At 68.8% G+C, this 25,072-nt stretch carries 23 protein-coding genes and 1 pseudogene; 16 read left to right on the top strand and 8 right to left on the bottom strand.

Translation table 11 applies throughout. The features are described from left to right. Positions 1-135 (top strand): annotated as a pseudogene (locus ASG51_RS25020) (sugar transporter); the annotation flags it as partial. 57 nt (positions 136-192) lie between these two features. Here ASG51_RS25020 and ASG51_RS11200 read toward each other — a convergent pair. Continuing rightward, positions 193-1,374, bottom strand: a complete 1,182-nt coding sequence (locus ASG51_RS11200) for a hypothetical protein (protein WP_056380799.1) — start codon at positions 1,372-1,374, stop codon at positions 193-195. Between the two features lie 209 nt (positions 1,375-1,583). Here ASG51_RS11200 and ASG51_RS11195 point away from each other — a divergent pair, with 209 nt between their 5' ends. The 5 genes from ASG51_RS11195 to hpnK all read left to right on the top strand — a co-directional run bounded on the left by ASG51_RS11195 (position 1,584) and on the right by hpnK (position 6,999). Beyond that, on the top strand, positions 1,584-2,672 hold the full coding sequence (locus ASG51_RS11195) for a flippase-like domain-containing protein (protein ID WP_056380797.1): 1,089 nt from the start codon (positions 1,584-1,586) through the stop codon (positions 2,670-2,672). Next, a complete protein-coding gene (locus ASG51_RS11190; protein ID WP_347379734.1) occupies positions 2,669-3,274 on the top strand; it encodes an ABC transporter substrate-binding protein in 606 nt (201 codons plus the stop codon). The genes ASG51_RS11195 and ASG51_RS11190 overlap by 4 nt, the downstream gene beginning before the upstream one ends. A gap of 106 nt (positions 3,275-3,380) precedes the next feature. Continuing rightward, positions 3,381-4,559: a bacteriohopanetetrol glucosamine biosynthesis glycosyltransferase HpnI gene (gene hpnI, locus ASG51_RS11185; RefSeq protein WP_056380870.1), complete on the top strand. Its 1,179-nt coding sequence runs from the start codon at positions 3,381-3,383 to the stop codon at positions 4,557-4,559. A gap of 57 nt (positions 4,560-4,616) precedes the next feature. Then, positions 4,617-6,047: a hopanoid biosynthesis associated radical SAM protein HpnJ gene (hpnJ, locus tag ASG51_RS11180; protein WP_055951775.1), complete on the top strand. Its 1,431-nt coding sequence runs from the start codon at positions 4,617-4,619 to the stop codon at positions 6,045-6,047. A gap of 115 nt (positions 6,048-6,162) precedes the next feature. Beyond that, entirely contained in the window at positions 6,163-6,999 is an 837-nt protein-coding gene (hpnK, locus tag ASG51_RS11175) for a hopanoid biosynthesis-associated protein HpnK (RefSeq protein WP_056380795.1), read from the top strand. Positions 7,000-7,095: 96 nt separating this feature from the next. Here the strand turns inward: hpnK and ASG51_RS11170 are convergent, their stop codons facing one another. After that, on the bottom strand, positions 7,096-9,768 hold the full coding sequence (locus ASG51_RS11170; protein ID WP_056380793.1) for an MMPL family transporter: 2,673 nt from the start codon (positions 9,766-9,768) through the stop codon (positions 7,096-7,098). A 611-nt stretch (positions 9,769-10,379) separates the two neighbouring features. On the opposite strand from ASG51_RS11170, the gene hpnH reads away from it, so the two are divergent. After that, positions 10,380-11,543: an adenosyl-hopene transferase HpnH gene (gene hpnH / locus ASG51_RS11165; protein ID WP_055951783.1), complete on the top strand. Its 1,164-nt coding sequence runs from the start codon at positions 10,380-10,382 to the stop codon at positions 11,541-11,543. A 115-nt stretch (positions 11,544-11,658) separates the two neighbouring features. Here the strand turns inward: hpnH and ASG51_RS11160 are convergent, their stop codons facing one another. Then, entirely contained in the window at positions 11,659-12,066 is a 408-nt protein-coding gene (locus ASG51_RS11160) for a PilZ domain-containing protein (RefSeq protein WP_056222901.1), read from the bottom strand. Positions 12,067-12,452: 386 nt separating this feature from the next. Between ASG51_RS11160 and ykgO the strand changes: the two genes are divergently transcribed. From ykgO to ASG51_RS11145, 3 genes are all read left to right on the top strand, one after another. Next, on the top strand, positions 12,453-12,578 hold the full coding sequence (gene ykgO / locus ASG51_RS11155; protein ID WP_056222898.1) for a type B 50S ribosomal protein L36: 126 nt from the start codon (positions 12,453-12,455) through the stop codon (positions 12,576-12,578). Between the two features lie 77 nt (positions 12,579-12,655). Continuing rightward, positions 12,656-13,261, top strand: a complete 606-nt coding sequence (locus ASG51_RS11150; RefSeq protein ID WP_056380792.1) for a tetratricopeptide repeat protein — start codon at positions 12,656-12,658, stop codon at positions 13,259-13,261. Positions 13,262-13,267: 6 nt separating this feature from the next. Then, the gene (locus ASG51_RS11145) at positions 13,268-14,248 is read left to right on the top strand and encodes an alpha/beta hydrolase (protein WP_056380791.1); all 981 of its coding nucleotides are present in this window, start codon (positions 13,268-13,270) and stop codon (positions 14,246-14,248) included. A gap of 39 nt (positions 14,249-14,287) precedes the next feature. On the opposite strand, the gene pyk is transcribed toward ASG51_RS11145, so the two are convergent. Both pyk and ASG51_RS11135 read right to left on the bottom strand, forming a co-directional pair. Beyond that, the gene (gene pyk, locus ASG51_RS11140) at positions 14,288-15,724 is read right to left on the bottom strand and encodes a pyruvate kinase (protein ID WP_056223036.1); all 1,437 of its coding nucleotides are present in this window, start codon (positions 15,722-15,724) and stop codon (positions 14,288-14,290) included. A 957-nt stretch (positions 15,725-16,681) separates the two neighbouring features. Then, entirely contained in the window at positions 16,682-17,071 is a 390-nt protein-coding gene (locus ASG51_RS11135) for a MarR family transcriptional regulator (protein WP_244480117.1), read from the bottom strand. A gap of 127 nt (positions 17,072-17,198) precedes the next feature. Here ASG51_RS11135 and ASG51_RS11130 point away from each other — a divergent pair, with 127 nt between their 5' ends. Continuing rightward, complete coding sequence (locus ASG51_RS11130) at positions 17,199-17,570, top strand: VOC family protein (RefSeq protein ID WP_056380790.1); 372 nt, start codon at positions 17,199-17,201, stop codon at positions 17,568-17,570. A 59-nt stretch (positions 17,571-17,629) separates the two neighbouring features. Here the strand turns inward: ASG51_RS11130 and ASG51_RS11125 are convergent, their stop codons facing one another. Further along, entirely contained in the window at positions 17,630-18,532 is a 903-nt protein-coding gene (locus tag ASG51_RS11125) for an SDR family oxidoreductase (RefSeq protein ID WP_056380788.1), read from the bottom strand. Positions 18,533-18,631: 99 nt separating this feature from the next. On the opposite strand from ASG51_RS11125, the gene ASG51_RS11120 reads away from it, so the two are divergent. Beyond that, a complete protein-coding gene (locus ASG51_RS11120) occupies positions 18,632-19,486 on the top strand; it encodes a helix-turn-helix transcriptional regulator (RefSeq protein ID WP_056380785.1) in 855 nt (284 codons plus the stop codon). 317 nt (positions 19,487-19,803) lie between these two features. Here the strand turns inward: ASG51_RS11120 and ASG51_RS11115 are convergent, their stop codons facing one another. Together ASG51_RS11115 and ASG51_RS11110 are read right to left on the bottom strand one after the other, a co-directional pair. Continuing rightward, positions 19,804-20,259, bottom strand: a complete 456-nt coding sequence (locus ASG51_RS11115) for a DUF1036 domain-containing protein (RefSeq protein WP_056222876.1) — start codon at positions 20,257-20,259, stop codon at positions 19,804-19,806. A gap of 286 nt (positions 20,260-20,545) precedes the next feature. Then, on the bottom strand, positions 20,546-21,862 hold the full coding sequence (locus ASG51_RS11110; protein ID WP_056380783.1) for a glycerate kinase: 1,317 nt from the start codon (positions 21,860-21,862) through the stop codon (positions 20,546-20,548). A 242-nt stretch (positions 21,863-22,104) separates the two neighbouring features. On the opposite strand from ASG51_RS11110, the gene ASG51_RS11105 reads away from it, so the two are divergent. The 4 genes from ASG51_RS11105 to ASG51_RS11090 all read left to right on the top strand — a co-directional run bounded on the left by ASG51_RS11105 (position 22,105) and on the right by ASG51_RS11090 (position 24,983). Beyond that, positions 22,105-22,851, top strand: coding sequence for an N-formylglutamate amidohydrolase (locus ASG51_RS11105; protein WP_056380780.1), 747 nt, complete (start codon positions 22,105-22,107; stop codon positions 22,849-22,851). Between the two features lie 48 nt (positions 22,852-22,899). Next, entirely contained in the window at positions 22,900-23,208 is a 309-nt protein-coding gene (locus ASG51_RS11100; protein WP_056351209.1) for a DUF1244 domain-containing protein, read from the top strand. A gap of 103 nt (positions 23,209-23,311) precedes the next feature. Further along, complete coding sequence (locus ASG51_RS11095; RefSeq protein ID WP_055951813.1) at positions 23,312-23,578, top strand: DUF2312 domain-containing protein; 267 nt, start codon at positions 23,312-23,314, stop codon at positions 23,576-23,578. A gap of 154 nt (positions 23,579-23,732) precedes the next feature. Beyond that, positions 23,733-24,983, top strand: a complete 1,251-nt coding sequence (locus ASG51_RS11090) for a glutamate carboxypeptidase (protein WP_056380778.1) — start codon at positions 23,733-23,735, stop codon at positions 24,981-24,983. Positions 24,984-25,072: the final 89 nt, after the last annotated feature.

Raw genomic sequence — 25,072 nt, 5'->3', positions numbered from 1 at the left:
TTCCGCATGCGCAACCGCGACCTCGTCTACGTCTCCAACGCCCCCTTCACCGAGGTCCAGAAGGTCCTCTCCGTCTTCTCAACCGTCACCGCACCGGTCTCGGCGGCGGCATCGGTCTACAGCGTCTCGCGCTGACACGAAAAAGGGGGCGCTCGCTGCGCCCCCTCCCTTCGTTCGCCGACGTACCCGATCCTAGAAGTAGGACTTCAGCGTGCCGCGGCGGCGGACGTCCAGCGTGGCGCAGTGGAACGAACCACCGAACGGGCCGTAGGACAAGAACGGCGCCGGGATCGGATCGAACCCCCAATCCTTGAGCGCCTTGATCAGTGTCGGCTGGCTCGCGTCGACGACGATCTTCTTTTCGTCGAGCGCCAAGACGTTGATCGACGTCCAGGGCGAGCACATCGAGATCTTGCTCATGAAGCCCTCGACGGGATCGGGCCGGGGCGCGATCAGCACGTCCCACTTCTTCAGGACGGCGGGCAGCTTCTCGACGTCGATGTAGTCCGGGTTGACCAGCACCTTGCCGGGCGCCAGCGGCATGAACGACGAGTCGATGTGCATCGGCTGCGGGCAGCGGCTCTCGATCTCATGGACCCGGAAGCCGGAGCCGAGGTGGCGGCGCAGCCACTCGATGCCCATCAGGTTGGTCACGTTGGAGCGCGTCACGAAGATGTCGCGGCCGCAGCGCACGAAATCGGCGGCGTCGAAGACCGGCTCGAACTCATTGACGGTGAACTGCATCGGTTCGCCGGCCTTCAGGTTCGGCACCCGGTAGTCGTAGTTGTAGAGTTCGTCCGTGAGCTGCGGCCGGGGCGCCGAGGTCCAGCGCGCACCGTTCCGGAAGTACTCCTTGAACAGCGAGCGGTAGGCATCACCCTCGAAGTAGCGCGAGCGCCAGCACATCGGGCTCTCGATGATCTCGTCGCCGATCACGAGGTACGGATCGCGTGGGCAGGCGACGCAGAAGCCGCGGGAGGACCAGCGCGGCGCCTTGTACTTCCGCGAGAAGTCGAGCGAGTCAGGACGGCGGATCCTCACGCCCTCGCCGGCCAGGATCGAGATGAAGTTGTCGAGCTCCTTCTGCGCGAGCGTCTTCATGAACTTCGGGTACCGGAACCCGGACGCGAAGCGATAGAACGGCTGGGCCGCTCGCGGAAGGTTGAAGATGACCGTCAGGTGGTGTGTCGGAATGGTCGCACCGTCGAGACTTCCGACGATGACCTCCTCCAGCGGGTCCCACTCGTTCCAGGCCATCACCGGAGAGCTCGGCGCGGGATCGCGGGTCGCCCCGTAGGCGCTTCCGGCGTAGCGCTCCACCTGCGCGTCGTCGTGCACGACCTCACCGGTCGTGATATGTGATTCGCGGTCCATCGAATTCCGTTCCCCTGTCCGCCCCGACGGCTGATTCTCGGGCCTTCCGCCCTGTGCCGCTTTGGTTCTGACTGTGTCTCCGGGGTGATAGACAACGGTTCCCAAAGCTGCAACTTCCGGAGACGTTCACCGTTTCCGACGGTTTTTTCCGGTCGGAAACACGGCGGATCTAAGCTGCGATTCGCTGTGCTGCTGGCCGAAAGGGGCCCATGAAACGTCTCACGACATTGGCCCTGATCGTCGGTCTCTGCACGGTCGTCGGCCTGTTCCTGTCCTCGGGACTGGAAGACGTCGCGGCTGCTGTGGTCAGCGCCGGTTGGGGTGCCCTGATCGTGGTCGTCGCACGCGCCGTCGCGGTGGCCTGGGCCGGCCTCGGCTGGTTCGTGATCTTTCCGGCAGCGGCGCGCCCGACGCTCTGGGACTGCATGACCCTGCGCTTCGTGCGTGAGGGCATCAACACGCTCCTCCCCGTGGCCCAGGTCGGCGGCGATTTCGTCGGTGCCCGGCTCCTGACCAAGCGCGGTGTGCCCGGCGGAATCGCGGGCGCCAGCATGTTCGTCGACCTGATGACCCAGGCGGTCACCCAGTTCCTGTTCACCGTCGCGGGCGTCCTGCTCCTGGTCTGGATCGCCGGCGATGGTCCGATCGTCCGGACGGTGGCGGGCGGTCTCGCCCTTGCGGCGCCCGCCCTCGGCGCTTTCTACCTGATCCAGCGCCGGAGCGGCCATCAGGTCATCCAGGCCCTGGTCAGCCGCTTCGCCGGCTCGCGCGAATGGCGGGCCCTCGGCGCCATCGACGTACTCTACGACAGCCTGAAGCGTCTCTACGGCAACCGCGGCCGCGTCGCCGGTGGCCTCGGCATCCATCTGATCGGCTGGTTCATCGGCACGGTCGAGGTCTATGTCGCCCTGCATTTCATGGGCTATCCGGTCAGCATCGTCGAGGCGGTGGTGATCGAGAGCCTCGCCCAGGCGGTTCGCGGCGCGGCCTTCGCGGTCCCGGGCGCCCTCGGCGCCCAGGAGGGCGGCCTCATCGCGCTCTGCGCCATCTTCGGCATCCCCGCTGAGGCGGCCCTGGCGCTGTCCCTGGTCAAGCGTCTCGCCGACCTTCTGGTGGGTGTTCCCGGCCTCTTCGCCTGGCATGCGCTGGAGGGCACCCAGGCCGTCGAGCCGGTGGCGGCAGAGGCGCGGGCCGAACCCGCCCTGCGGCACGACCTTCTCGTCCCGGTGCTCGCCAATGACTTCGGCAGCCGCGCTCGCGCCGAGGCCGATCTGGGAGATCTCAAGAAGTGCGCCTGAATCGCGTCGTTCTCGCAGCCCTCCTCTTCGGCCTGCTGCACCTGAGCCCGACCGCGCGCGCGGCGGACGATGCCGCGGTGGAGTCGATCAGCAAGGTCTATACGACCTTCGAAGCGGCCCTGAAGGAGGCTCCGAAGGATGTCGGGGCGCGTGCGGCCAGCATTGGTCCCACCCTGAGCGAGACCTTCGATTTCCCGGCCATGATCCGCCTGGCCGCCGGACCGAAGTGGAAGACGTTCACGCCGGAGCAGCAGGGCGCGCTGACCGAGGCCTTCGGCCGATACTTCACCGCGACCTATGCCACACGACTCGCGCAGGCGGCCGGCGGCAAGTTCACGGTGAAACCGCAGAGCGAAGCGCGGGGTGCCAACCGCGTCGTCCAGACCGAAGTCGCCAACAAGGACGGCGACACCTCCCAGGTCGATTTCCTGGTCGGTTCCGGCAACCGGGTGCAGGACGTTTATCTCAACGGGAACGTCAGCGAAGTGGCGAGTCTGCGCGGCAGTTTCGCCGAGCCGCTGAAGACCGGCGGTGCGGACGGCCTCCTCACATTCATGCGCGATCGCACCACGGGAATGCTCGCCGTCAAACCAGCGCCTTAGAGTCGGGTGAAACACGCCGGACTTTGTTCCTCTCCCCGCCTTCGACGATTCGCGCCGCTCGCTACTGCGGCACTCTCACGAGACCCGTGACCGAGCGATGCCCTTCATGGACCTGACCTGGCTCTCGCACCTTCTGCCGCTGATCGCCCTGGTCGGCTGCTTCTACGGCCTGGCGGCGGCTGCCCTGGCCACCCGGTTCGCGCAGAAGCCCGAGCCGAAACTCGGATCCACAGTCCGGACGGTCACGATCCTCAAGCCCCTCTGCGGGATCGAGCCGAACCTCTACGAGAATCTCGAGACGTTCTGCCAACAGGCCTATCCGGCGCCGGTCCAGATCGTGTTCGGTGTCCAGAACGCCGCCGATCCGGCGATCCCGGTGGTCCGCCGGCTGCAGGCCACCTATCCGGCGGCTCGCCTGGATCTTGTGATCGACGCCCGCCAACACGGTTCGAACCGCAAGGTCTCGAATCTGATCAACATGTCGGCCCGCATCGCCCATGAGATCGTCGTCCTCGCCGACAGCGACATGGTGGTGAAGCCGGATTACCTCGCCCGCATCGTCGCTGCGCTGGGCCAGCCGGGCGTCAACGGCGTCACCTGCCTCTATCACGGCGTACCGGCGCATCGGGGCATCTGGGCCCACCTCTCTGCGCTCGCCATTGATGTCCAGTTCCTCCCCAACGTGGTGATGGGGACGTCCCTCGGCCTCGCCAACCCGTGCTTCGGCTCAACCATCGCCTTCAGCACGAAGGCGCTGGCGGCGATCGGCGGCTTCGAGGCGTTTCGGGACGATCTCGCGGACGATTATGCCATCGGCGAGGCCCTGCGCGCGCAGGGCGGACTCGTGGCGATCCCGAGCTTCAGCATCGGGCACACCTGCGTCGATACCGACCTGGCGAGCCTGTGGAGCCACGAGCTGCGTTGGAACCGCACCATCCGAAACGTCGATCCGGCCGGATACGCCGGTTCGTTCGTCACGCACGCCTTTCCGCTGGCCCTGATCGGCGCGCTGATCCCCGGGGCTGGCACCACTGCCCTCGCGGTCGCCGCCTTCGCGCTCGCCTGCCGCATCGTCCTCTGCGTCCGGCTGGAACGTGCCTTCGGCCTTGCCGCGCACCCCTACTGGCTGTTGCCGATACGTGACATCCTCTCCTTCATGAACTTCACTTGGAGCTTCGTCTCAGGTGCGGTGACATGGAAGGGCCACGATTATCGCGTGGTTGCAGACGGTACCTTGATCCCGGAGACGACGCTCGGCCGCGATGCTGGTGCATCGTCGCTCTGACCTTCGCCTCGACCCTCGTTTCATCTTTCCCCTGATCTCGCTGAGGCCTTGAACCCCATGCGCACCCTCTTCCTGCAGGCCCCCACCTTCGACGGCTTCGATGGCGGCGCCGGCTCCCGCTACCAGGCCAAGCGCGAGATCAAGTCGTTCTGGTATCCGACCTGGCTCGCTCAGCCGGCCGCTCTGGTGCCGAACTCGAAGCTGATCGACGCCCCGCCGCACAACATCAAACTCGACGAAATCGTCGCGCAGGCGCACGATTTCGATCTCGTGGTGCTTCACACCTCGGTTCCGTCGTTCAAGTCGGATGTGAAGACCGTCGAGGCGCTGAAGGCTGCCAACCCGAAGCTCATCGCCGGCCTGATCGGCGCGAAGGTGGCGGTGGACGCCGCCGGCTCCATGGCGCAGGCCCCCTGCATCGATTTCTGTGCCCGCAACGAGTTCGACTTCACCGTCAAGGAAGTCGCCGACGGCACCCCGATGTCCGAGATCAAGGGCTTGTCCTATCGTGATGCCAATGGCGTCGTGGTCCATAACGAGGACCGCGAGATCATGACGGACATGGATCAGCTGCCGTTCGTGACGTCGGTCTACAAGCGCGACCTCGAGATGGAGAAGTACTTCATCGGTTACCTGAAGCACCCCTACATTTCGTTCTATTCGGGCCGTGGCTGCAAGTCGCGCTGCACCTTCTGCCTCTGGCCGCAGACGGTCGGCGGCCACACCTATCGGACCCGCTCGGTCGCGCACGTGATCGAAGAGATCAAGTACTGCCTGAAGGAATTCCCGCAGACGAAGGAGTTCTTCTTCGACGACGACACCTTCACGGACAACCTGCCCCGCGCCGAGGAGATCGCTCGCGAGCTCGGCAAGCTCGGCGTGACCTGGTCGTGCAACGCCAAGGCGAACGTGCCCCGCGAGACCCTGAAGGTCCTTAAGGATAACGGCCTGCGCCTGCTGCTGGTCGGCTACGAGTCCGGCAACCAGAAAATCCTGAACAACATCAAGAAGGGCATGCGCGTCGAGGTGGCCGAGAAGTTCACGAAGGACTGCCACGAACTCGGTATTGCGATCCACGGCACCTTCATCGTCGGCCTCCCGGGCGAGACGAAGGAGACGATCCAGGAGACGATTGCCTTCGCCAAGCGCATCAACCCGCACACGATCCAGGTCTCGCTGGCCGCGCCCTATCCCGGTACGTTCCTCTACAAGCAGGCCGTCGAGAACGGCTGGCTCGACGTCGAGAATGCTGAACTGGTGGATGAGAACGGCGTTCAGATCGCGCCGCTTCACTATCCGCACCTGTCGCATACGGAAATCTTCGCGGCCGTCGAGGAATTCTACAAGAAGTTCTATTTCCGTGCGCCGAAGATCGCCTCGATCGTCTCCGAGATGGTTCGGTCCCCCGACATGATGAAGCGTCGCCTGCGCGAGGGCGTGGAGTTCTACCGCTTCCTCAAGGAGCGTCAGACCAGCGCCGCCGCCTGACCGCGACGCCAGTTCGATGTGAGACGGCCGGGCTGGAAAGCCCGGCCGTTTCGCGTTTCGGGGTTCAGGTCCCCAGCCGCGGACGGGGATCTCGTCCGCCAACCGGAGCCGTTGTATGAAGCGATTGGTTGTCACGGCCGATGACTTCGGCCTCAGCCTTCAGGTCAATGAGGCGGTGGAGCAGGCCCACCGCGACGGTATCCTCACTGCCGCAAGTCTGATGGTCTCGGCGCCGGCCGCCGCTGATGCAGTGGAACGGGCCAAGCACCTGCCGTCCCTGCGGGTCGGTCTGCATCTCGTGATGGTGGAGGCTTGGCCGACTCTGCCGCCGGCCGAACTGCCGGATCTCGTCGGGCCGGACGGGCAGATTCGCAGCGATATGGGCCGGCTGGGTCTGGATCTCGCGCTGAAGGCATCGGCGCGCCGACAGCTCGCTGCCGAGATCGAGGCGCAGTTCCGCGCCTATGCGGCGACGGGCCTGTCCCTCGACCACGTCAACGCCCACAAGCACTTCCACGTGCACCCGCTGATCGCCGGGCTCGTCCTGGCGGCCGGCGCTCGGCACGGCATGCGGGCGATCCGCGTCCCGCGGGAGACCCGGGCGGTCCTGCGGGCGGCCGAGCCGGGGACGCAGGCGAAGGCGGCCCTGGACACGGCACCCTGGGCCGCGCTCCTCGCGGTCCGCGCACGCCAGGCCGGCCTCCTGATCCCCGATCGGACGCTTGGTCTCGCTTGGTCGGGAGCAATGACGCCGGCCCGCGTGGCGGGCCTTCTGACACATCTGCCGGACGGTCTCACCGAACTTTATACCCACCCGGCGACCGGGGGCGGGTTCCCGGGCGAGGCTCCGGGTTATGCCTACGCGGCCGAGCGCGACGCGCTCATCGCTGCGGAAAGTTCGGCGGCCGTCGCCGGGATCCCGCGTGGCGGGTTCTCGGACTTTCTGACCTGAGGGTTCGAACGGCCCGTCGCCGATCGCGCTTCCGGATCGGAAACGGGCGCGGATTCGATCCGCGCCCGTTTTTCGTTTTGCTTTGAGAGTAGCGACCTACTTCGCTGGAACGGCTTCCGCCATCTGAGCCCGTGCGGTCGGCGGCAGTGCTGCTTCGCCTTCGGGGCGCTTCGGATCGGGGTGCTTGGGCGGTGGGCCAAGGAAGGCCGGGACCACGAAGAACGCGGCTACCAGGGTGAAGAACAGCGACAGGGCAAGGAGCTTGCCCATGCTGGCCGTGCCCGGATGGCTGGAAAGCACCAGCGAGCCGAAGGCGGTGCCGGTGGTCAGGGCCGAGAAGAAGATCGCCCGCGTCAGGCTGGAGGCCAGCATGTCGGTGACGCCGGCCCGCCAGGCGATGACGTAGTAGATGTGGAAGGCCACGCCGACGGCGAGCATCAACGGCATCGCAATGATGTTGGCGAAGTTCAGCGGCATCCCGACGATGTGCAGCGCCATCAGCGTCCACAGGGTCGCCAGCACCAGGGGCCCGAGGGTCATCGCCACGTCCCACGGCTTCCGGAGCGCCACCGACAGGATGATGAAGATCAGGACCAGGGCGGTGATCGCGGCCTGCAGGAACGCACCGAGAATGGTGTAGCTCGACGAGGTCGTCGCGACGGGAGCCCCGGTCGCGTGTGGCGCGACGCTCTGCACCTCCTTGGCGAAGTTCCGCAGGACGCGGTTGTCGTTGGCGTCACCGCTCGGGTGGACCTCGATCCGCGAGCGTCCGTCGGCGGCGACCCACTCGGCCTTGAGCTTCGGCGGCAGGTTGTCCAGCGTAACTTTCTCGGGGTTCAGGAGCCCGGAGAGGCGGGTCAGCAGCGTCTTCAGGTCGGTGGTGAGCGCGACGCTGGCGGCCTCGCGGGTGCCGACCGGTGCGGCGGCGAGCTTGTCGAGGTCGGTGGCGAGGTCGCCCGCCGACTTCGCGCCTGGTGCATCGGAACCTGACGCGATGCCCCGCAGGGCCGTGACCGCCTCCTTGATCGCTTTGACGTTGTCCGCATCCGTGGGCGGCGGCGGCTTGCGGCCCGGATTCAGCACGGGACCGAGGAGCTGCGCCGTCTCGGCGATGGTCGCGAGCTTCTGGTCCTGATCCGGCGGCACGAAGGTGTTGATGTCGATCACCTTGGCCACCGACTTCAGCTTCGTGAGCTTGTCGGCCAGGGCCGGGACAGCCTCCACGGAGGGCGCCATCACGTCGATGATGTTCGGGCTGGTCGCCGGATCCTTGATCAGGTCGAGATAGGTCGAGATCGACTCCACCTTCGGGCTGCGCAGGTGCATCGGGTTGGAGTCGAAAGGCAGCTTGAACAGAAGCGGAGTGCCCGCCAGCGTGATCACGCCAACGCCGATCAGGATCGGCTTGCGGTTGCGGATGATCCACGGGTCGACGCCGGCGAGCCAGGTGGTCTCGACGGCCTCGCGCTCGCCCTTCGGCTTGAACACCGCGATGAGCGCGGGCAGCAGCGTAAGGGCGAACAGATAGGCCACGATCATGCCGACACCGGCGATGAGGCCGAGCTCGGAGACGCCGCGGAACGCGGTGGGCAGGAACGCGAAGAAGCCGGCGATCAGGGAGATCGCCGCCAGGGTCAGCGACCAGCCGACTCCGTGCGCCGCGGCCCGCATGGCCGAGAGGAGGTCGGGCTGCTCGAAGCGGTCGGCACGGTAGCGGACCGCGAACTGGATGCCGAAATCGATGCCGAGGCCGACGAAGAGCGCCGCGAACGCCACCGAGATCGGGTTCAATTCGCCCACCATCAGCAGGCCGAGGCCGGCGGTGACGATGAGGCCCGCAAAGGTGGTGATCAGCACGGCGCCGATCAGTGGCGCGGAGCGCAGGGCGAGCCAGAGGAACAGGACGATCGCCCCGACCGTGACGCTATAGTTCAGGAGCGCATCTTCGGAGAGGGTGGCGAATTCGTCATCCGCCACCGCCACGGGACCGGTCAGCCGCATGCGCGGCGCACCGGCGAATTCAGGACCACCCAGGGTGTTGATCTTGAGATCGGAAGCGACCTTGCGCACCACCTCGGTGGCGTTCGCGCCGGGCTGCAGAGCGTTGTAGTCCAGCACCGGCTGGATCATCACGAACTTGCGCAGGTCGGTGCTCTGCGTCTGCCCGTTCGACAGGAGCATCTGCCAGGACATCCGCGCCGGCTCGCCGGCCAGCACCTTGCGCACGGTCGCATCGATCTGCGTCATCGGCCGCTCGAGGTCCTCGAGCTTGGCATCGCCGCTCTTGATGCCGCGCGCGCCGAGACCCAGCACCCGCATGATACCGCGCAGGGACGGATCGGCGGCCAGCGGACCCAGCAGACCCTGCTGCTGCACGAGCTGCTCGGTGGTCTTGGTCAGCTCCTCCTGCGACATCAGGAGGAAGCCGTTCTTCTCGTAGAAGGCACCGCCGTCCGGACGGTAGACCGACTCGATCATGTCCTTGTGGCTGACGAGGGCCGCCGAGAACTCGGCCGCCGCTTCCTCCGCCTCCTCGGGCGTCTTGCCGTCGATGACCGCGACGAGGGTGCCCGTGCGTTGCGGAAAGGCCTTCTCGTAGTTGATCTCGTCCTGTCGCCAGGGCACATCCTTGTCGATCAACCGCTCGACGTCGGTATTGATCTTGAAGAGGTGAGCCGCCACACCGGCACTTGCCACGGTGACGAGTGCGACGAGAGCTATGACCAACCAGCGACGCTGGACGGAAAACGCGACGAGCCGTTCGATCACGAGTATCCTACCTGCCTGAGCGATCCGATTGCCGCCCGGCCGCGCCACATGTGGGCGCCGAGGCCAGTACGGCCACGGGACGGGAATCGATCTGTCTTGTGACGCCGGTTATCACCTGTTGGTGCAAAACCCGAATCCGGCGCGCGATCGGCCGGAGAGCGACGGTCCTCGGATCATCGAACGAATCGCATCGCTCACACGAATTTGCTTCACCGTGGCGCTCACCTAGCGAGCAAATGTCTGTAATGCAACGCGAACGGATCGATCAGTCTCCGGTTCGTCCAGGCGTGCGCTTTCGCACCGCACTTCTCCACGACCCAAGCTTTGGTGGATCGGAGAGGCGGTGGCGGACAGCCAAGCTGCGGCCCAGGCATGCAGCCAAGGACTAGGAATAAGCGCTTCCGGCGGAGCTATATGCCGCCGGAGCGTTCCGGCTGACCGAAGGGTCCGGGTCACCGTCTGTGGCCGGATTGTTGCAGCACCCGGAGAACTTGCGCGATTGGCATCCATTCGGAGCCTTTCGGATTGGTTCCAGTCTAGCTCGCTGGAATTTGGCCTTTTTTCACGCTAAGCAGCCCGATACATCGGGGCCAACAACAAGGAGCCGCGTCTTGGGCATCCCTATCCGGTACGTCGCGAAGATTGGCGGCTACATCCTGAAGCAGCACCTCACTGGTCGCAAGCGCTACCCGCTCGTGATGATGATGGAGCCGCTGTTCCGCTGCAATCTTGCCTGCGCCGGCTGCGGGAAGATCGATTACCCCGACGAGATCCTGAACAAGCGGCTGCCGGTCGCCGACGCGCTGGAATCCGTGCGCGAGTGCGGTGCGCCCGTGGTGGTGATCGCCGGCGGCGAGCCGCTGCTGCACAAGGATCTGCCCCAGATCGTCGAGGGCATCATCGCGCAGAAGAAGTTCGCCATCGTCTGCACGAACGCGCTTCTGCTCGAGAAGAAGATCAAGGAGTACAAGCCCAGCCCGTACTTTACCTGGTCGATCCATCTCGATGGCGACAAGGAGATGCACGACCAGTCGGTGTGTCAGCGCGGCGTCTACGACAAGGCGGTGGCGGCGATCGCGAAGGCCAAGGAGATGGGCTTCCGCGTCACCATCAACTGCACCTTCTTCAACAACTCGTCCGCCGACAAGATCGCCGATTTCTTCGACAGCGTGACGAAGATGGGCATCGACGGCATCACCGTCTCGCCGGGCTATGCCTACGAGCGGGCGCCCGATCAGAAGCACTTCCTGAACCGCAAGGCGACGAAGGAGCTCTTCCGCGGCGTGTTCCGGCACGGCAAGGAGAAGGGTCGCGAGAAGTGGACCTTCCAGCAGTCGGGCCTGTTCCTGGACTTCCTGGCCGGCAACCAGACCTACCACTGCACGCCCTGGGGCAACCCGACCCGCACCGTGTTCGGCTGGCAGAAGCCCTGCTACCTCCTCGGCGAGGGCTACGCGGCGACCTTCAAGGAGCTGATGGAGGAGACCGACTGGGACTCCTACGGCACCGGCAACTACGAGAAGTGCGCCGACTGCATGGTACATTCGGGCTATGAGGCCTCTTCGGTCGTCGACTCCGTGAAGAAGCCCTGGAAGCCCCTGGTGCACGCCCTCCGCGGCATCAAGACCGAGGGCGAGATGGCCCCCGAGGTCAGCCTGGAGAACCAGCGTCCGGCCGAGTTCGTGTTCTCGCGCAACGTCGCCCAGAAGCTGTCCGAGATCAAAGCCTCGGGTGTCGACACCAAGCGCGAAGCCCGCAACCGCAGCGCCGCCTGATCCAGGTTCGGCGCGGCCATCCGCGAACAGCGAAAGCCCCGCTCTGCTTCGGCAGGGCGGGGTTTTTCGTTGTCGCCCGGCTGCTGGCTGCGCGGGGAATCTCGCGGCAGGCGCCTTAAAAGGCGGAGATGCCGCGCTTCCGGGACGGGACGCCGATTCCGCCGCTGGCGATCTCCTCCGGGGTGGGGACGTCTGTCTGTGCCGCCGGCACAGGCACGGCCGCTGTCGTGACGGATGTGGGTTGCGGCAGCTTGCCCACGCGCTCGATGCGCACGCCGACATAGTCGCCGCGCCGCCAGGCGATCCGGACGAGGCAGAGGAAGTCCCGCCCGATGATCCGGAGCAGGAAGACGGGCGGGAGCGCCTGGCTCGCACCGACGCAGATTCGTGCGCCCGATTTCGAGACGTCCTTCACGCTGCACGGAATCTCGGTGCCGTCCCGAAACCGGATCGTCGCGATCCAGTTTGTCGGGCTGCGCTCCTCGCGCCGCGGGATCGGCGCCGCTGATTCGGGTTGCTCCATGCGGGTCGTCACGGGGTTCCGTCATTGCGCACCGTGCGCGTCGGCGCATGCTAGCAGCGGAAGTCTTTACAGACGGATATCGCCTCCGCACGCTCCGCTTGGCGATGAGTCGGCGGCGCGTCGCAGGCGGTCACGGCGGGGGAGGGCGGCGACGGTACGCGGAGCGCAACCCGACCGTGATCAAGCCTCCACGCGGCCTGAACGGCCCATTCCGGCAAAGCTTCGATCCGGAATAGGGCGGGACGCCTTGCCTTGCCGGCGCGAATCCTGATAAGGCAACCGCCTTTCCGCGATGCATCGACACATCGCCGAGGCCGCCGTCAGGTGCCTCGTTCCCGAGACCCTATGGACAGGCGGCGGGCTCGTTCCCGACCGACGTGAGACCGATGAAGATTCGCAACTCCCTCAAGTCCCTCCGTGGCCGTCACCGCGACAACCAGATCGTGCGTCGCAAGGGCCGCGTCTACGTCATCAACAAGACCCAGAAGCGCTTCAAGGCCCGCCAGGGCTGAGGCCACGGAGTGCTTGGCCGCCAGACGCGGCAAGCGCGCACGTTGACGTCGCGATCCGGGGCGAGGAAGCTCCGACCATGTCGCGACCCTCTCCGCATCGATCCTGCCTGAAAGCCGCGCTCGTCGCGGCTTTCTGCGTTTTCCTCGCTGTCCCCGCCGGAGCCCGGCCGACGCCGGAGGCGCCGCCGCCGAAGAAGGCGCAGCCGCTGACCCTCGACGACCTCTACGCTCGGCTGAAGGCGGCGGGCGACGAGGCCGAGGCGAAGGGCATCGCACGGCTGATCGAGCAGCGCCTGGGCCGATCCGGCAGCGCCACGGCCGACCTGCTCACCGAGCGGGCGCGGCAGGCGATGTCCGGTCAGGATCTCCCCCTGGCGATCGAGCTGATGGACCGGGCGACGACCCTGGAGCCCGGATGGTCGGAGGGTTGGAACCGGCGCGCGACAGTGTTCTGGATGCTGTCGGACCCCTCCGCGGCGATCGCGGACCTGCAGCGCACCCTCGTGCTGGAGCCGCGTCACTACGAAGCCTGGGCGGCCCTGGGGCGGATCTACCAGACCCTCGACGACAAGCGCCGCGCCCTGGAGGCCTTCCGCCGGGCGGCGGCGCTGTATCCCCGGATGGACCGGCTGCAGCAGGCCATCGACCGGCTGTCGCCGGACGTCGACGGCCGCGACCTGTAGCCGATCATGCTCCTGCTCAAGCTGATCGCCGGCCTCCTGGCTGGCGGCGTCGTCCTCGCGCTCGTCGCCGCGGGCGTCACCCTGCTGATCGCGGCGCGGATCGACGCGCGCTATCCCCCGGCCGGACCGTTCGCGTCGGTGACCGGCGGGCGCATCGGCACGATCCAGGCCGGTCCGAACCCGTCCGGCCGGGGTACGGTCGTCCTGCTGCACGGGGCCTCGGCCAACGCGGCCGACCCGATGGCGGATCTCGGCCGCCGCCTCGCCGCGGAGGGGTTCCGCGTCGTCGCCCTCGACCGGCCGGGCTTCGGCTGGAGCGACCGCCTGACCGGCGGCGCCATGGCGACGCCGAAGGCCCAGGCCGCGGCGATCGCCGAGGCCCTGGCGAACCTCGGTGTCGGGCCCGCCCTCATCGTCGGCCATTCCTGGGCCGGTGCCCTGGCGACCGCGCTCGCCCTGGATCATCCCGATCGGGTCGCGGGCCTCGTCCTCCTCGCGCCGGCGGTGATGCCGCTGCCCGCGCTCGGACCGATCCCCTGGTATTACCGGCTGGCCCTGGTCCCGCCGGTGACCTGGCTCCTCAGCCGGACGGTGGCGACGCCGATCGGGCTCTACTACCTGGCGCCGGCGGGCCGGTCGGTGTTCCGGCCCCAGGAGGCCCCGGCCGGCTACCTGGAGGCGAGCCGGGCCGCCCTGGTCCTGCGTCCGGCCACGATGCTCGCCAACGTCCAGGACCTGATGGCGCTGCCGGAGGCCCTGACGCGCCAGAGCGCCGCCTACGACCGCATCACCGCGCCGACCGTCATCATCACGGGCGACCGCGACGGCATCGTCCCGGCGGACCGGCACGCCAAGCCGCTCGCACGCCTGATCCCGGGGGCCCGCCTCGTGGTCCTGCCCGGGATCGGCCACATGGTCCACGTCGTCGCCACGCAGGCCGTGGTCGACGAGGTCGTGCGCCTCGCCGAATCGCTGCCCGCTCCCTGAGGCGCGTCGGGCCCGGAGCCCGGCGCGCCTCCGGCCGGGTCAGGCCTTCGCCGCGTGCTCGCGGGTGACGAAGGCGATGCGCACGAGGTTCGTCGCGCCGGGCGTCCCGAACGGCACGCCGGCCACCACGATGATCCGGCCGCCGATCTCGGCGAAGTTTTCGCGCACGGCGAACTTCGCCGCCCGGAACGCCATGTCGTCCACGTCGCTCGCATCCTTGGTGACGATGGGGTGCGTGCCCCAGCACAGGGCGAGGCGGCGCGCCGTCTCGCGCTTGGGCGTCAGCGCGATGATGGTCGCGTTGGGCCGGGAGCGGGCGAGGCGCAGGGCGGTGGAGCCGGAATGCGTCCAGGCCATGATGGCCGTGAGGTTCAGGGCGTCGACCATCTGGTGCGCCGCCGCCGCGATGGCGTCGGAGGCGGTGGCGTCGGGCTCGGAGCGCTGGGCCGTGAGGATGGTCCAGTAGAGGGCATCCCGCTCCACCTGCTCGGCGATCCGGCTCATCATCGAGATGGCCTCGATCGGGAAGGTGCCGGAGGCGCTCTCGGCCGAAAGCATCACCGCATCCGCGCCCTCGTAGACGGCGGTGGCGACGTCGGAGACCTCGGCGCGGGTCGGCACCGGGGCGGTGATCATCGATTCGAGCATCTGGGTCGCGACCACGACCGGCTTGCCCATGCGGCGCGAGGCGCGGGTGATGCGCTTCTGCACGCCGGGCACCTGCTCGAGCGGCATCTCGACGCCGAGATCGCCGCGGGCCACCATCAGGCCGTCGGAGATCTCGATGATCTCCTCCAGGCGGGTCAGGGCCTGCGGCTTCTCGATCTTGGCCATCACCAGCGCCCGGCCGGCCGCGACCTTCTTCACCTCGGCCACGTCCTCGGGACGCTGCACGAAGGAGACGGCGATCCAGTCGGCGCCTGCCGCGAGGCCGGCTTCGAGGTCGCCCCGGTCCTTCTCGGTCATGGCGGCGACGGGAATCACCGTGTCGGGCAGGGAGACGCCCTTGCGATTCGAGATGCGGCCGCCGATCTCGACGCGGGTCACGGCGCGGCCCTCGGACACCTCGGTCACGGTCAGCCGCAGCTTGCCGTCGTCGATGATGACGACGTGGCCGGGCTCCAGGGCCGAGAGGATCTCCGGGTGGGGCAGGTAGACCCGCGAGACGTCGCCGGGCGTCGGGTCGCTGTCGAGCACGAAGGTGGCGCCGTTCTGCAGGATGGCGGCGCCCTCGGCGAAGGCGGCCACGCGCAGCTTCGGCCCCTGGAGGTCGACGAGGATCGCGATCGGATGCTTGAGCTCGCGCTCGATCGTGCGGATGACCTCGATCTTCTCGGGCAGCTTCTCGCGGGGCAAGTGGCTCATGTTGAGACGGAAGACGTCCGCGCCGGCGCGAAACAGCTTCTCGATCATCTCCGGCGTGTCGGAGGCCGGGCCCAGGGTCGCGATGATCTTCGTGCGGCGTGAACGTTTCACTGTGGTCTCCATCCCCAATACCAGCCTCGCCGGTTTCGGACGACCGGCGTTGAGCGAAGGGCCACAAGCACCGATGGGGCCGGCGCGTCAAGAACGCCGGACCGTGCCGGCGCCCGACGGACGCCGTCGCACTGCGCTGCCTGCATGCGCGCGCGGCCCCGCCGCCGGTTCCGGCGCGGGGGATCCATGGCGGGAGACGCGGGACGCCGCGAAACCACGGGAACAGAACGAAAGCCGGTTCCCCGGCGTCCCTGGGCCCGGCCCCGGAGGCCCGAACCCGTCACGTCACGGCGTCTGTCTACGGCGTTGGCGACTCGGCTTGTGGCGGCCCCCCTCCGGTGCCCCGATCCCTTGCGGGATCGACGGCCCCGGCGGCCGGCTGATCATGGCCCAAGGCCCCGGACCCGCCTCGTAGTGGGCGGGCCGTCCGTTGTCTGGGGATGCCCCAGATGCCGGGCCGCCGAAACGGCCCTCCATCCGGAACACCTTGCGTCGCGCGGTGCCGCCCGGGGCGATGGCGAAACCGGGCCATCGACGCGGGCGCCGTCTCCTCCTCCCAAACCCGCCGACCCGGTCCGCCAGCGGGCCTCCCATCGGGGGAGGCGAGTGACGGCAAAAGAGCATACAATAGGAATATTGTCAAGAACTTCGTGCGGCCTCCTGGCCGTGATCGATGGCGGACGCTTGTCGCGATACCGTCGGTGGCCAGCCTGATGGCGGCCCGTACCGGGGTGGGAGCGACCGAGTCGTGTCCTGCGACTCAACGGACCCTTCCCGGATGGGCACTGTCATGGGCCGACGCTTGGGCTCGTCTCAACCCGCTGCGCCCCGGAAAAGTCGGCTTCATGGCAATGGGTAGAGTCAGAACCTCAGGCTGGAATCGGTCGCTCTCCGCCGGTCTGCTTCGACACGTGGGACAGCTGGACCGGACGTTCGACCTGCGCGGAAGTGCGCCGCCTAACGAAGCGCTTCCGCGATCCGGAGCAGCGTCGCGGTGACGATACGGGGGTCGAGGGGCGCCACGGCAGTCCGGATGCGAAATTCCGTATCGGCCACGATCCCGGAAGCCCTGTCCAAGATGCCACGACCCGACGCCGTCAGTTCGGTCTTCAGAACGCGCCCGTGCTCGGGGTGGGCCGTCCGCACGATGAAGCCGTTGCGCTCAAGCGCGACGAGGATCGCCTGCATCGTCTGCGGGGTGACGAAGGCGGTCCTCGCGAGCGTGGCGTTCGACGCGCCCGGCTTGCCCTGAAGGCAGGCGAGGACCGCGTATTGCGGCATGGTCAGCCCGATTTCACGAAGCTCGGCGTCCAGACGGACGCGGAGCGCGTGCTGGGCCTGCTTCAAGGCGAACCCGACGGTCTCGTACGGATCACCCATGCCGGACACGGCGGCCTCACTTGACATATCAGTGCCCTTATATGTATCAGGGCCCTGACAATAGCGTCGAGCGTCGGCTTAGGGAAGACCCATCGTGCCCCATCTGATCGGACCGGATTTCATCGGTATCCAGGTCGTCGACATCGAGGCCGCGCGGGCCTTCTACACGGACGTCGTCGGGTTGAAGGCGGCCGCCCAAAGCCCGCCCGGCGCCGTGGTGTTCGACACCAAGCCCATCCCGTTCGCCGTCCGCACGCCCATGATCGACCTGGGAGACGCGGAAGACCTCGGCCGGGGCATCGCCATCTGGTTCGGCTGCGACGACGCCGACGCCCTGCACGATCACCTTGCCCAGCGGGGCACGACGATCGTCTTCCCGCCCAAGGACGGGCCGTTCGGCCGCTACTTCGCGTTCCGTGACCCATTCGGCTACACGATCACGCCGCACACCGTCGCGCGGCCATAGCCGGAGCGCGCAATCCGGACGCCCGACCGTCGCGGACGGTACGGGCGGACGGGAGTGGTTCACGCCGTCCCGCGGGCGTCATCCATCGCGTCGAGGTCGGCGATGAGGCCCCTGCCGTTCGGCTGCCAGCCCAGGCGGGACCGCGTCAGTGCGCTCGACGCCGTCATGTCGGCCCCGACGAACCCCGCCAGCCATCCGAAATGCGCGGCGGCCGCGTCGGGCGCCACGGAGACCGCCGGGACGCCCAGGCCCCGGCCGACGGCTTCCGCGATGGCCCGGAGCGGGACGCCCTCCTCGGAGACGGCATGGTACCGGGCCCCCGCCTCGGCACGCTCCAGGGCCATCACGTAGAGGCGGGCGACGTCGCGCCTCGGCCCCGCCGCCCAGCGGTTCGCGCCGTCCCCGACATAGGCGGAGACGCCCTTGGCCCGGGCATGGGCGACGAGGTAGGTCACGAGTCCCTGCTTAACGGTGTCGTGCACCTGCGGGAGCCGCATCACCGACACGTTGACGCCCGCGTCCAGCAACGCCGCACCCGCCCGTTCGGAGGCGACCCGGGGGTTCGGGTGGTCCAGGTCGAAGACGTCCTCGGTGGCCGGACGGCCGGGCGCCGGGCAGCCCATCGCCACGCCGGACGTGATGAGCAGGGGCCGGTCCGAGCCCTTGAGCGCAGAACCGAGGGCCTCGATGGCCCGCCGGTCCTTCTCGCAGTTGGCCACGAAGTCCGAGAAGTCGTCATGATCGAACGCGGCATGGATCACGCCGTCGGCCCGGGCGGCTCCCTCGCGCAGGCTGTCCGAGTCCGTGAGGTCGCCCCGATGCGGCTCGACCCCCGCCGTCCGCAGCGCCGCCGCACCTGCCTCGGACCGTGTCAGCCCGATGACCTGATGCCCGGCGGCGACGAGTTCCGGGATGAGCGCCGAGCCGATGAAGCCGGTGGCGCCAGTGAGAAATACGCGCATGTGTGTTCGTCCGCGTCATGAGGGAGACCCTCTTTCCCGCAGCGCCCGACACCATAAAATACGTGACCGTATCAGGGTATAATTGCTCACAGGATCGCCATGCCGGCCGGCTCGGAGAACCCCCTCGGCGCCTATCTGCGGGACCGTCGGTCAAAGCTGGACCCGTCCTCCTTCGGGTTCGCGGGCCGCAGGCGGACGCCGGGCCTGCGCCGGGAAGAGGTCGCCCAGCGCTCGAACATCAGTGCGACGTGGTACACGTGGCTTGAGCAGGGCCGCGGCGGCGCGCCCTCCGCGGACGTGCTGAACCGCATCGCCGCGGGGCTGATGTTGACCGATGCCGAGCGCGAGCACCTGTTCATGCTCGGCCTCGGACGCCCGCCGGAGGTCCGCTACGCGGCCGCCAAAGGGATCACGCCCCGGCTGCAGCGGCTGCTCGACACGCTGGAGACCAGCCCGGCGCTGATCAAGACCGCCACCTGGGACGTCGTCGCGTGGAACCAGGCGGCTGCCGTCGTGCTGACGGACTGGGACACGGTCCCGCCGGGCGAGCGCAACATCCTGCGCCGCATGTTCGGCTCCAGCCATGTGCGCGCGATCCAGCACGACTGGGACAGCGTGGCCCGGTACGTGGTCGGAGCGTTCCGTGCGGACGCCGCCCGCGCCGGCGCGGCGTCCGAGGTCGGCGCGCTGGTCGAGGAACTGTGCCGGACGAGCGAGGACTTCGCGTCGCTGTGGCGCGAGAACGATGTGCACCATCACGGTGAGGGGACGAAGCGGCTGAAGCACCCGATCCTCGGCGCCATCGAGCTGGAATATTCGTCCTTCGCCGTCGACGGTCGCCCCGATCTCGGCCTGATCGTCTACAACCCCACCACGCCGTCCGTCAGGGAGCAGATCCGCAGGCTGGTCGATGCCCGGTCCGGTGAGAGCATCCCCGCAGGCCCGTCACGGTAGCTGCGCAGTCGACATCGACTGTTGGGTCAGAGGCGGAACGTCCGCTTCAAGGGGAAAGGCCAGGGTCTGCTGACGACCCCGCACCGAAGCAGCCGGACGTCCGGCGAATCACCGCTTTCAGGAAGCACCGACGCGGGCCCGTACAACTGGGGTGGGTCGAAGACGGACCGTCCGCTCATGGCCCCCAAAGTCGCCGCTCGCTGTCGATCCCAGCCGAACCAGCAGCAGGAGGCTTGGAAAAAAGGCCATACCCCCCGAGACGAACCGGATCTCCAGCGTGAGACCGGAACCCGCCACAGCCGAACCCCCGCCACGCCTCAGGGCGTCGGCGCCACCGGCTGGTTCGGGTCGGTGAGCTGGATCGTCCAGCTCTTCTGCTCGCCGGTATCGACCTCGTAGAAGCCGTTGCGGTCGAGGCCGCGGGCGAGGCAGTCCTCGACGCCGCGGATCGTGAACTCGCGGTCCTTGGTGCACATCAGCGAGCGGCCGTTCCACTCGCCGCCGCGCGTGTAGTCCACCGCATAGACGTAGTAGAACCGCGCCGCGAGGGAGCCCTTCAGGAGCGTCTCGCAGACCTTCGGCGCCACGTCCCACCAGCCCTCCGTCACCCAGCCCTGCGGATCGCGGTAGCCCAGCGCGATGCCGACCTTGCTGGCGGTCTGGTTGCACATGCGCAGGTCGGCCCGGGCGGGCACCGGGAGCAGCGTGACGGCCAGGAGGGACGCGCCCGCGAAGGCCCGCTGCGCGCTGCCGACACGCCGGGGGCGGTCCATCGGAGCTCGGGCATCGAGCCGAACAGGGCTCCCGCTCCGGTCAGGCGAGACGTTCGGCGCGGTGGGATCCATTTCCGACGAGCGCCGGTCCAGGCACGGGTTCGTCCCTCTCCCCTCGGCGGGGGAGGGTGCCTGCGGGGCAGGCGGGAGAGAGGGCGCCCCCTCCGAGTCAGGCGCTCTCCTCACCCGACCCCCTTCGCGGGCCACCCTCTCCCGCGAAGGGGAGAGGGGAACGCGCGTTAATCGGGACTGGAAACGCGTGCGTCCCATCAGGCGCGCGAACGCCCTAGCCGACGAGGATGATGCGGCAATCGTTGACATTGGTGCGTGTCGGACCCGGCTGAACGAGGTCGCCGATGGTGGCGAAGAACTTCGTCGAATCGTTGTCGGCCAGCATCGCGGCGGGATCGAGCCCGGCGGCGCGGGCGCGCGCCAGCGTGGTCGGGTCGACCAGGCCGCCGGCCGGGTCGGTGGCCTCGCCACGGCCGCCGTCGGTGCCGTCGGTGTCGGCGGCGATGCCGAGGATGCCGGGCGCGCCCTCCAGCGCGAGCGCCAGCGCCAGGGCGTATTCCTGGTTCGGGCCGCCATGGCCCTCGCCGCGGATCGTCACCGTGAGCTCACCGCCCGAGATGAGCGCGACCTTGCGGCCGGCGCCCGCGAGGTCGAGGGCCATGCGGGCATGCTCGGCGGCGACCTCGCGGGCCTCGCCCTCGAGGTCGGGCCCGAGCATCACGGGCTCGTAGCCGGCCGCGGCGGCGGCGGCGGCGGCCGCCTCCAGGGCGTCGATGGGCCGGGCGATGATGCGGTACTCGGCCCGGGCGAAGGCGGGGTCGCCGGCCTTCGGGGTCTCGTTGGCGGGATCGTTCAGCAACGCCTTGGCGGTCTCGGGCAGGGGGATGCCGCGGCGCTCGCAGATCGCGCGGGCATCGGCCAGGGTCGTCGGATCCGGCACGGTGGGGCCGGAGGCGATCACTGCCGGGTCGTCGTGGGGCACGTCGGAGACCGCCAGCGTCAGGATCGAGCGGGCGTTGCGCGCCATCATGGCGAGGCGGCCGCCCTTGATCCGCGAGAGGTGCTTGCGCACGCAGTTGATCTCGTTGATCGGCGCACCAGAGCGCAGCAGGGCCTTGGTGATGGCCTGCTTCTCCGTGAGGGTCAGCTCCCCGGCCGGGGCGATCCAGTTGGCCGAGCCGCCGCCGGAGAGCAGCACCAGCACGTCGTCGTCCGGCCCCGCATCGGCGGCGATCTTCAGGGTGTCGATGGTGGCGTCGATGCCGGCCTGGTCCGGCACCGGATGCCCGGCCTCGACCATGCGGATCATCGGCGCCTCCTCGCCGTAGCCGTGGCGGGCGACCGCCAGGCCGACGATGCGGCTCGGATCGACGCCGTGCTCCTCCCGGTAGAACCGGCTCGCCACCGCCGCCATGCTGCCGCCGGCCTTGCCGGCCCCCAGGATGATGAGGCGGCCCTGTCCAGGCGCCGGCAGGTGCGGCACGAGGCAGCGCGCCGGGTGGGCGGCGGCGATGGCCTCGTCGAGGCAGTGGAGGAGGAGGGCGCGGCGGGCGTCGGTCGAGGCGGTCTCGGTCGAGGGGGAGTCGGTCATGGCGTTTCCGTATTCCGGTGGTCGATCGCGAAGGCGGCCCGGTGGTTCTCCTCCGGAGTGTTGTGCCCCCGGCATGGTGCCGGATTGTTGCCGTCGCGGCGCGATCCGCGATACGTGCTGTGCCCGACGCTCGCCGCCTCGGCAAGCCGCGCGTGCGCGGGCATCCCCCGCGATGCGGCCGGAGCCTTGCGTCCCGCCTGGTACAACGATGCCGCCCGCGCTCAACCGGACCGTGCCTCCCCATGCAGACACCGCATCCCGTCGAGACCCTCCCGGGCGATCCCGCCCGGGGCCTGCTCCTGATCTGCGACCACGCCTCCAACCACGTCCCCGAGGATTTGGACCAGCTCGGGGTGCCGGAGCACGAATTCGCCCGCCACATCGCCTACGACATCGGCGCCGCCGCGGTGACGCGCGCCTTGGCGGCGGCCCTCGGGGTGCCGGCGATCCTGACGCGGTTCTCGCGCCTGATCATCGACCCGAACCGGGGCCGGGCCGACCCGACCCTGGTGATGCGCCTCTCCGACGGGGCGGTGGTGCCGGGCAATGCCCGCATCGACGAGGCCGGCAAGGCCGAGCGCATCCGGCGCTTCTACGAACCGTTCGACGCGGCGATCGACGCCGGAGTCGCCGAGGCCGAGGCCACCGGCACGCGCCCGGCCATCGTCACCATCCACAGCTTCACGCCCTACTGGCGCGGGGTGCCGCGGCCCTGGGAAGTCGGCATCCTGTGGGACCGGGACGACCGCATGAGCGCACCCTTGATCGCGGGCCTGCGGGCCGATCCGGCCGGGCTGACGGTGGGCGACAACGAACCCTATGGCGGGGGCCTGCCCGGCGACACCATTGACCGCCACGCCATGGCGCGCGGCCTGCCGAACGCGCTGGTGGAGATCCGCCAGGACCTCATCGCCGCGGAGGCGGGACAGGCCGCGTGGGCGGAGCGATTCGCGCGCCTCCTCCGGCCGATGCTGCCGATCCGCGCTTGACGGGAGGCTTGCGCGCGCCGACCTCAGGTGGAGATTGGGAGACCCAGCATGACCGAGATCGACGACGCCACCCGCACCGAGCTCGAGGCCGCCGTGTTCCGGCGCCTCGTCGCCCACCTGCAGACCCGCACGGACGTGCAGAACATCGACCTGATGACCATGGCCGGGTTCTGCCGCAACTGTCTCTCGAACTGGCTCAAGGACGCCGCCGACGCCAAGGACCTGCCGATGACCAAGGACGAGAGCCGCGAGGCCGTCTACGGCATGCCCTTCGCCGAGTGGAAGCGCCTGCACCAGTCCGAGGCGACGCCCGAGCAGCAGGCGGCCTTCGCGAAGGCTGCGGCGGAGCCACACTGAGGCCGCAGCGGGGCCGCACTAAGGTCCCGGTAAGCTTGACGGCTTATCGAAGCGGTTCCGGCGCAGCCTCCCGCGCTTCGCAAATCAGGGACTTGAGACGACCATGGCCGCATCCGCCGCACCCGCCGTCGACGCTTCCTCCGTCGCCGCCGACCAGCTGAAGAGCTTCATCGAGCGCATCGAGCGCCTCGAGGAGGAGAAGGCCGGCCTCGCCTCCGACATCAAGGATGTCTACGCCGAGGCCAAGGGCACCGGCTTCGACACCAAGGCCCTGCGCAGGATCATCTCCCTGCGCAAGAAGGACCATGCCGAGCGCCAGGAAGAGGAAGCCATCCTCGAGCTCTACATGCAGGCCCTCGGGATGGTCTGACCCCCGCCTTCGACTCCGGCGCGGGCCGCGGGGCGGACGTCCCGATCCGGCCTCGCCCGGCGGCGGTCCCGTCCGGGGCGGCGAATTGCGGCCCGGGCGTTTTCGGAGCATTGCGGAGGCCATGCCCTCCGATGCTCCGACGGCAAGGATCGCCATGCGCACGAATGCCGGTCTCGCCCTCGCGCTCTTCCTCGCCTCGGCGCCCGTCCCGGCCCTGGCCGCACCGAACGAGGCCGTGCTCGCCGCGGCGAAGGCGCAGGACGGACCCTATCGCGAGACCCTGAAGGGTCTGGTGGACGTCGATACCGGCACCGGCGACGTTCCCGGCCTGTCCACCGTCGAGGCGATCCTGACGGCGCGCCTGAAGGCTTCGGGGCTCACGGTCGGCACCCGGGCCGCCCCCGCCTTCGGCGGCAACACCCTGATCGGCACGCGCGCGGGCAAGGGCACGCGCAGGATCATGATGCTGGTCCACTACGACACCGTCTTCGGCACCGGGGACGCGGCCAAGCGCCCCTACACCGAGCGGGACGGCCGGGCCTACGGACCCGGGGTGGCCGACGCGAAAGGCGGCGTCGCCATGATCCTGCACGTCCTGGCCGCCCTGGAGGCGCTGCACTTCGACGGCTACGGCACCCTCACGGTGGTGCTGAACCCCGACGAGGAGCGCGGCTCGCGCGGGTCGCGCGACGCGATCGCCGAAATCGCCCGCGACCAGGACGTGGTCCTGTCCTTCGAGCCCTCCTTCGCCGAGGCCGGCGTCGATGCGGTCACGGTGGCGACCAAGGGGATCAACTACGCCAGCCTGACCGTGAAGGGCCGCGCCTCCCACGCGGGCGGCGCGCCGGAGGCCGGCCGCAACGCGGTGGTCGAGCTCGCCCACCAGATCCTGCAGCTGCAGGACCTCGGCGATCCGGGTAAGGGTACCAGCCTGCACTGGACCGTGGTCCAGGGCGGCACCAAGCCGAACATCATCCCCGAGGCGGCCCGGGCGGAGGGTGACATGCGCTACTTCGTGCCGAGCGAGTACGACCGGGTGCTGACCCAGGCCCGCCGGATCATCGGGACGCACCGCGTTCCCGACACGCAGGTGAGTTTCGACCTTGCCAAGGGCCGCCCGCCGCTGCCCCAGAACCCCGCGACGCAGGCGCTGGGCGAACGGGCGCGGGCGATCTACGGCGAACTCGGCTCCGCGCTCGCCCTCGCCGAGATCGGTGGGGGCACCGATGCGGGCTACGCCTTCCAGCCCGACAGTCCGGCAAGGCCCGCCCTCCTCGAATCCCTGGGCATCGTCGGCGGCCACTATCACAGCGCGGACGAGTTCGCCGTGCTCGCCAGCATCACGCCGCGCCTCTACCTGGCGACCCGCCTGGTGATGGAGGTGTCGCGCGATCCGGCCCCCTGAGCCGGCCGCGTCCCCCGATCCGCCGCATGCCGTGACGGCTCCCCCGGGGGAGGGCGCCGAGCGGATGGCCGGGAGGTGCCGGACGGTCC

This window comes from Methylobacterium sp. Leaf465 (assembly GCF_001424705.1).
In the GTDB taxonomy this organism is placed as follows: Bacteria; Pseudomonadota; Alphaproteobacteria; order Rhizobiales; family Beijerinckiaceae; genus Methylobacterium.
Note: the sequence above shows the minus strand (reverse complement) of the source record. Positions and strands in the feature narration are given on the sequence as shown.

Coding starts and splice junctions, on each gene's coding strand:
- ASG51_RS11200 (WP_056380799.1), bottom strand. CDS start 1,374: ATGGACCGCGAATCACATATCACGACCGGTGAGGTCGTGCACGACGAC.
- ASG51_RS11195 (WP_056380797.1), top strand. CDS start 1,584: ATGAAACGTCTCACGACATTGGCCCTGATCGTCGGTCTCTGCACGGTC.
- hpnI (WP_056380870.1), top strand. CDS start 3,381: ATGGACCTGACCTGGCTCTCGCACCTTCTGCCGCTGATCGCCCTGGTC.
- hpnJ (WP_055951775.1), top strand. CDS start 4,617: ATGCGCACCCTCTTCCTGCAGGCCCCCACCTTCGACGGCTTCGATGGC.
- hpnK (WP_056380795.1), top strand. CDS start 6,163: ATGAAGCGATTGGTTGTCACGGCCGATGACTTCGGCCTCAGCCTTCAG.
- ASG51_RS11160 (WP_056222901.1), bottom strand. CDS start 12,066: ATGGAGCAACCCGAATCAGCGGCGCCGATCCCGCGGCGCGAGGAGCGC.
- ykgO (WP_056222898.1), top strand. CDS start 12,453: ATGAAGATTCGCAACTCCCTCAAGTCCCTCCGTGGCCGTCACCGCGAC.
- ASG51_RS11150 (WP_056380792.1), top strand. CDS start 12,656: ATGTCGCGACCCTCTCCGCATCGATCCTGCCTGAAAGCCGCGCTCGTC.
- ASG51_RS11145 (WP_056380791.1), top strand. CDS start 13,268: ATGCTCCTGCTCAAGCTGATCGCCGGCCTCCTGGCTGGCGGCGTCGTC.
- ASG51_RS11125 (WP_056380788.1), bottom strand. CDS start 18,532: ATGCGCGTATTTCTCACTGGCGCCACCGGCTTCATCGGCTCGGCGCTC.
- ASG51_RS11120 (WP_056380785.1), top strand. CDS start 18,632: ATGCCGGCCGGCTCGGAGAACCCCCTCGGCGCCTATCTGCGGGACCGT.
- ASG51_RS11115 (WP_056222876.1), bottom strand. CDS start 20,259: ATGGACCGCCCCCGGCGTGTCGGCAGCGCGCAGCGGGCCTTCGCGGGC.
- ASG51_RS11110 (WP_056380783.1), bottom strand. CDS start 21,862: ATGACCGACTCCCCCTCGACCGAGACCGCCTCGACCGACGCCCGCCGC.
- ASG51_RS11105 (WP_056380780.1), top strand. CDS start 22,105: ATGCAGACACCGCATCCCGTCGAGACCCTCCCGGGCGATCCCGCCCGG.
- ASG51_RS11100 (WP_056351209.1), top strand. CDS start 22,900: ATGACCGAGATCGACGACGCCACCCGCACCGAGCTCGAGGCCGCCGTG.
- ASG51_RS11095 (WP_055951813.1), top strand. CDS start 23,312: ATGGCCGCATCCGCCGCACCCGCCGTCGACGCTTCCTCCGTCGCCGCC.
- ASG51_RS11090 (WP_056380778.1), top strand. CDS start 23,733: ATGCGCACGAATGCCGGTCTCGCCCTCGCGCTCTTCCTCGCCTCGGCG.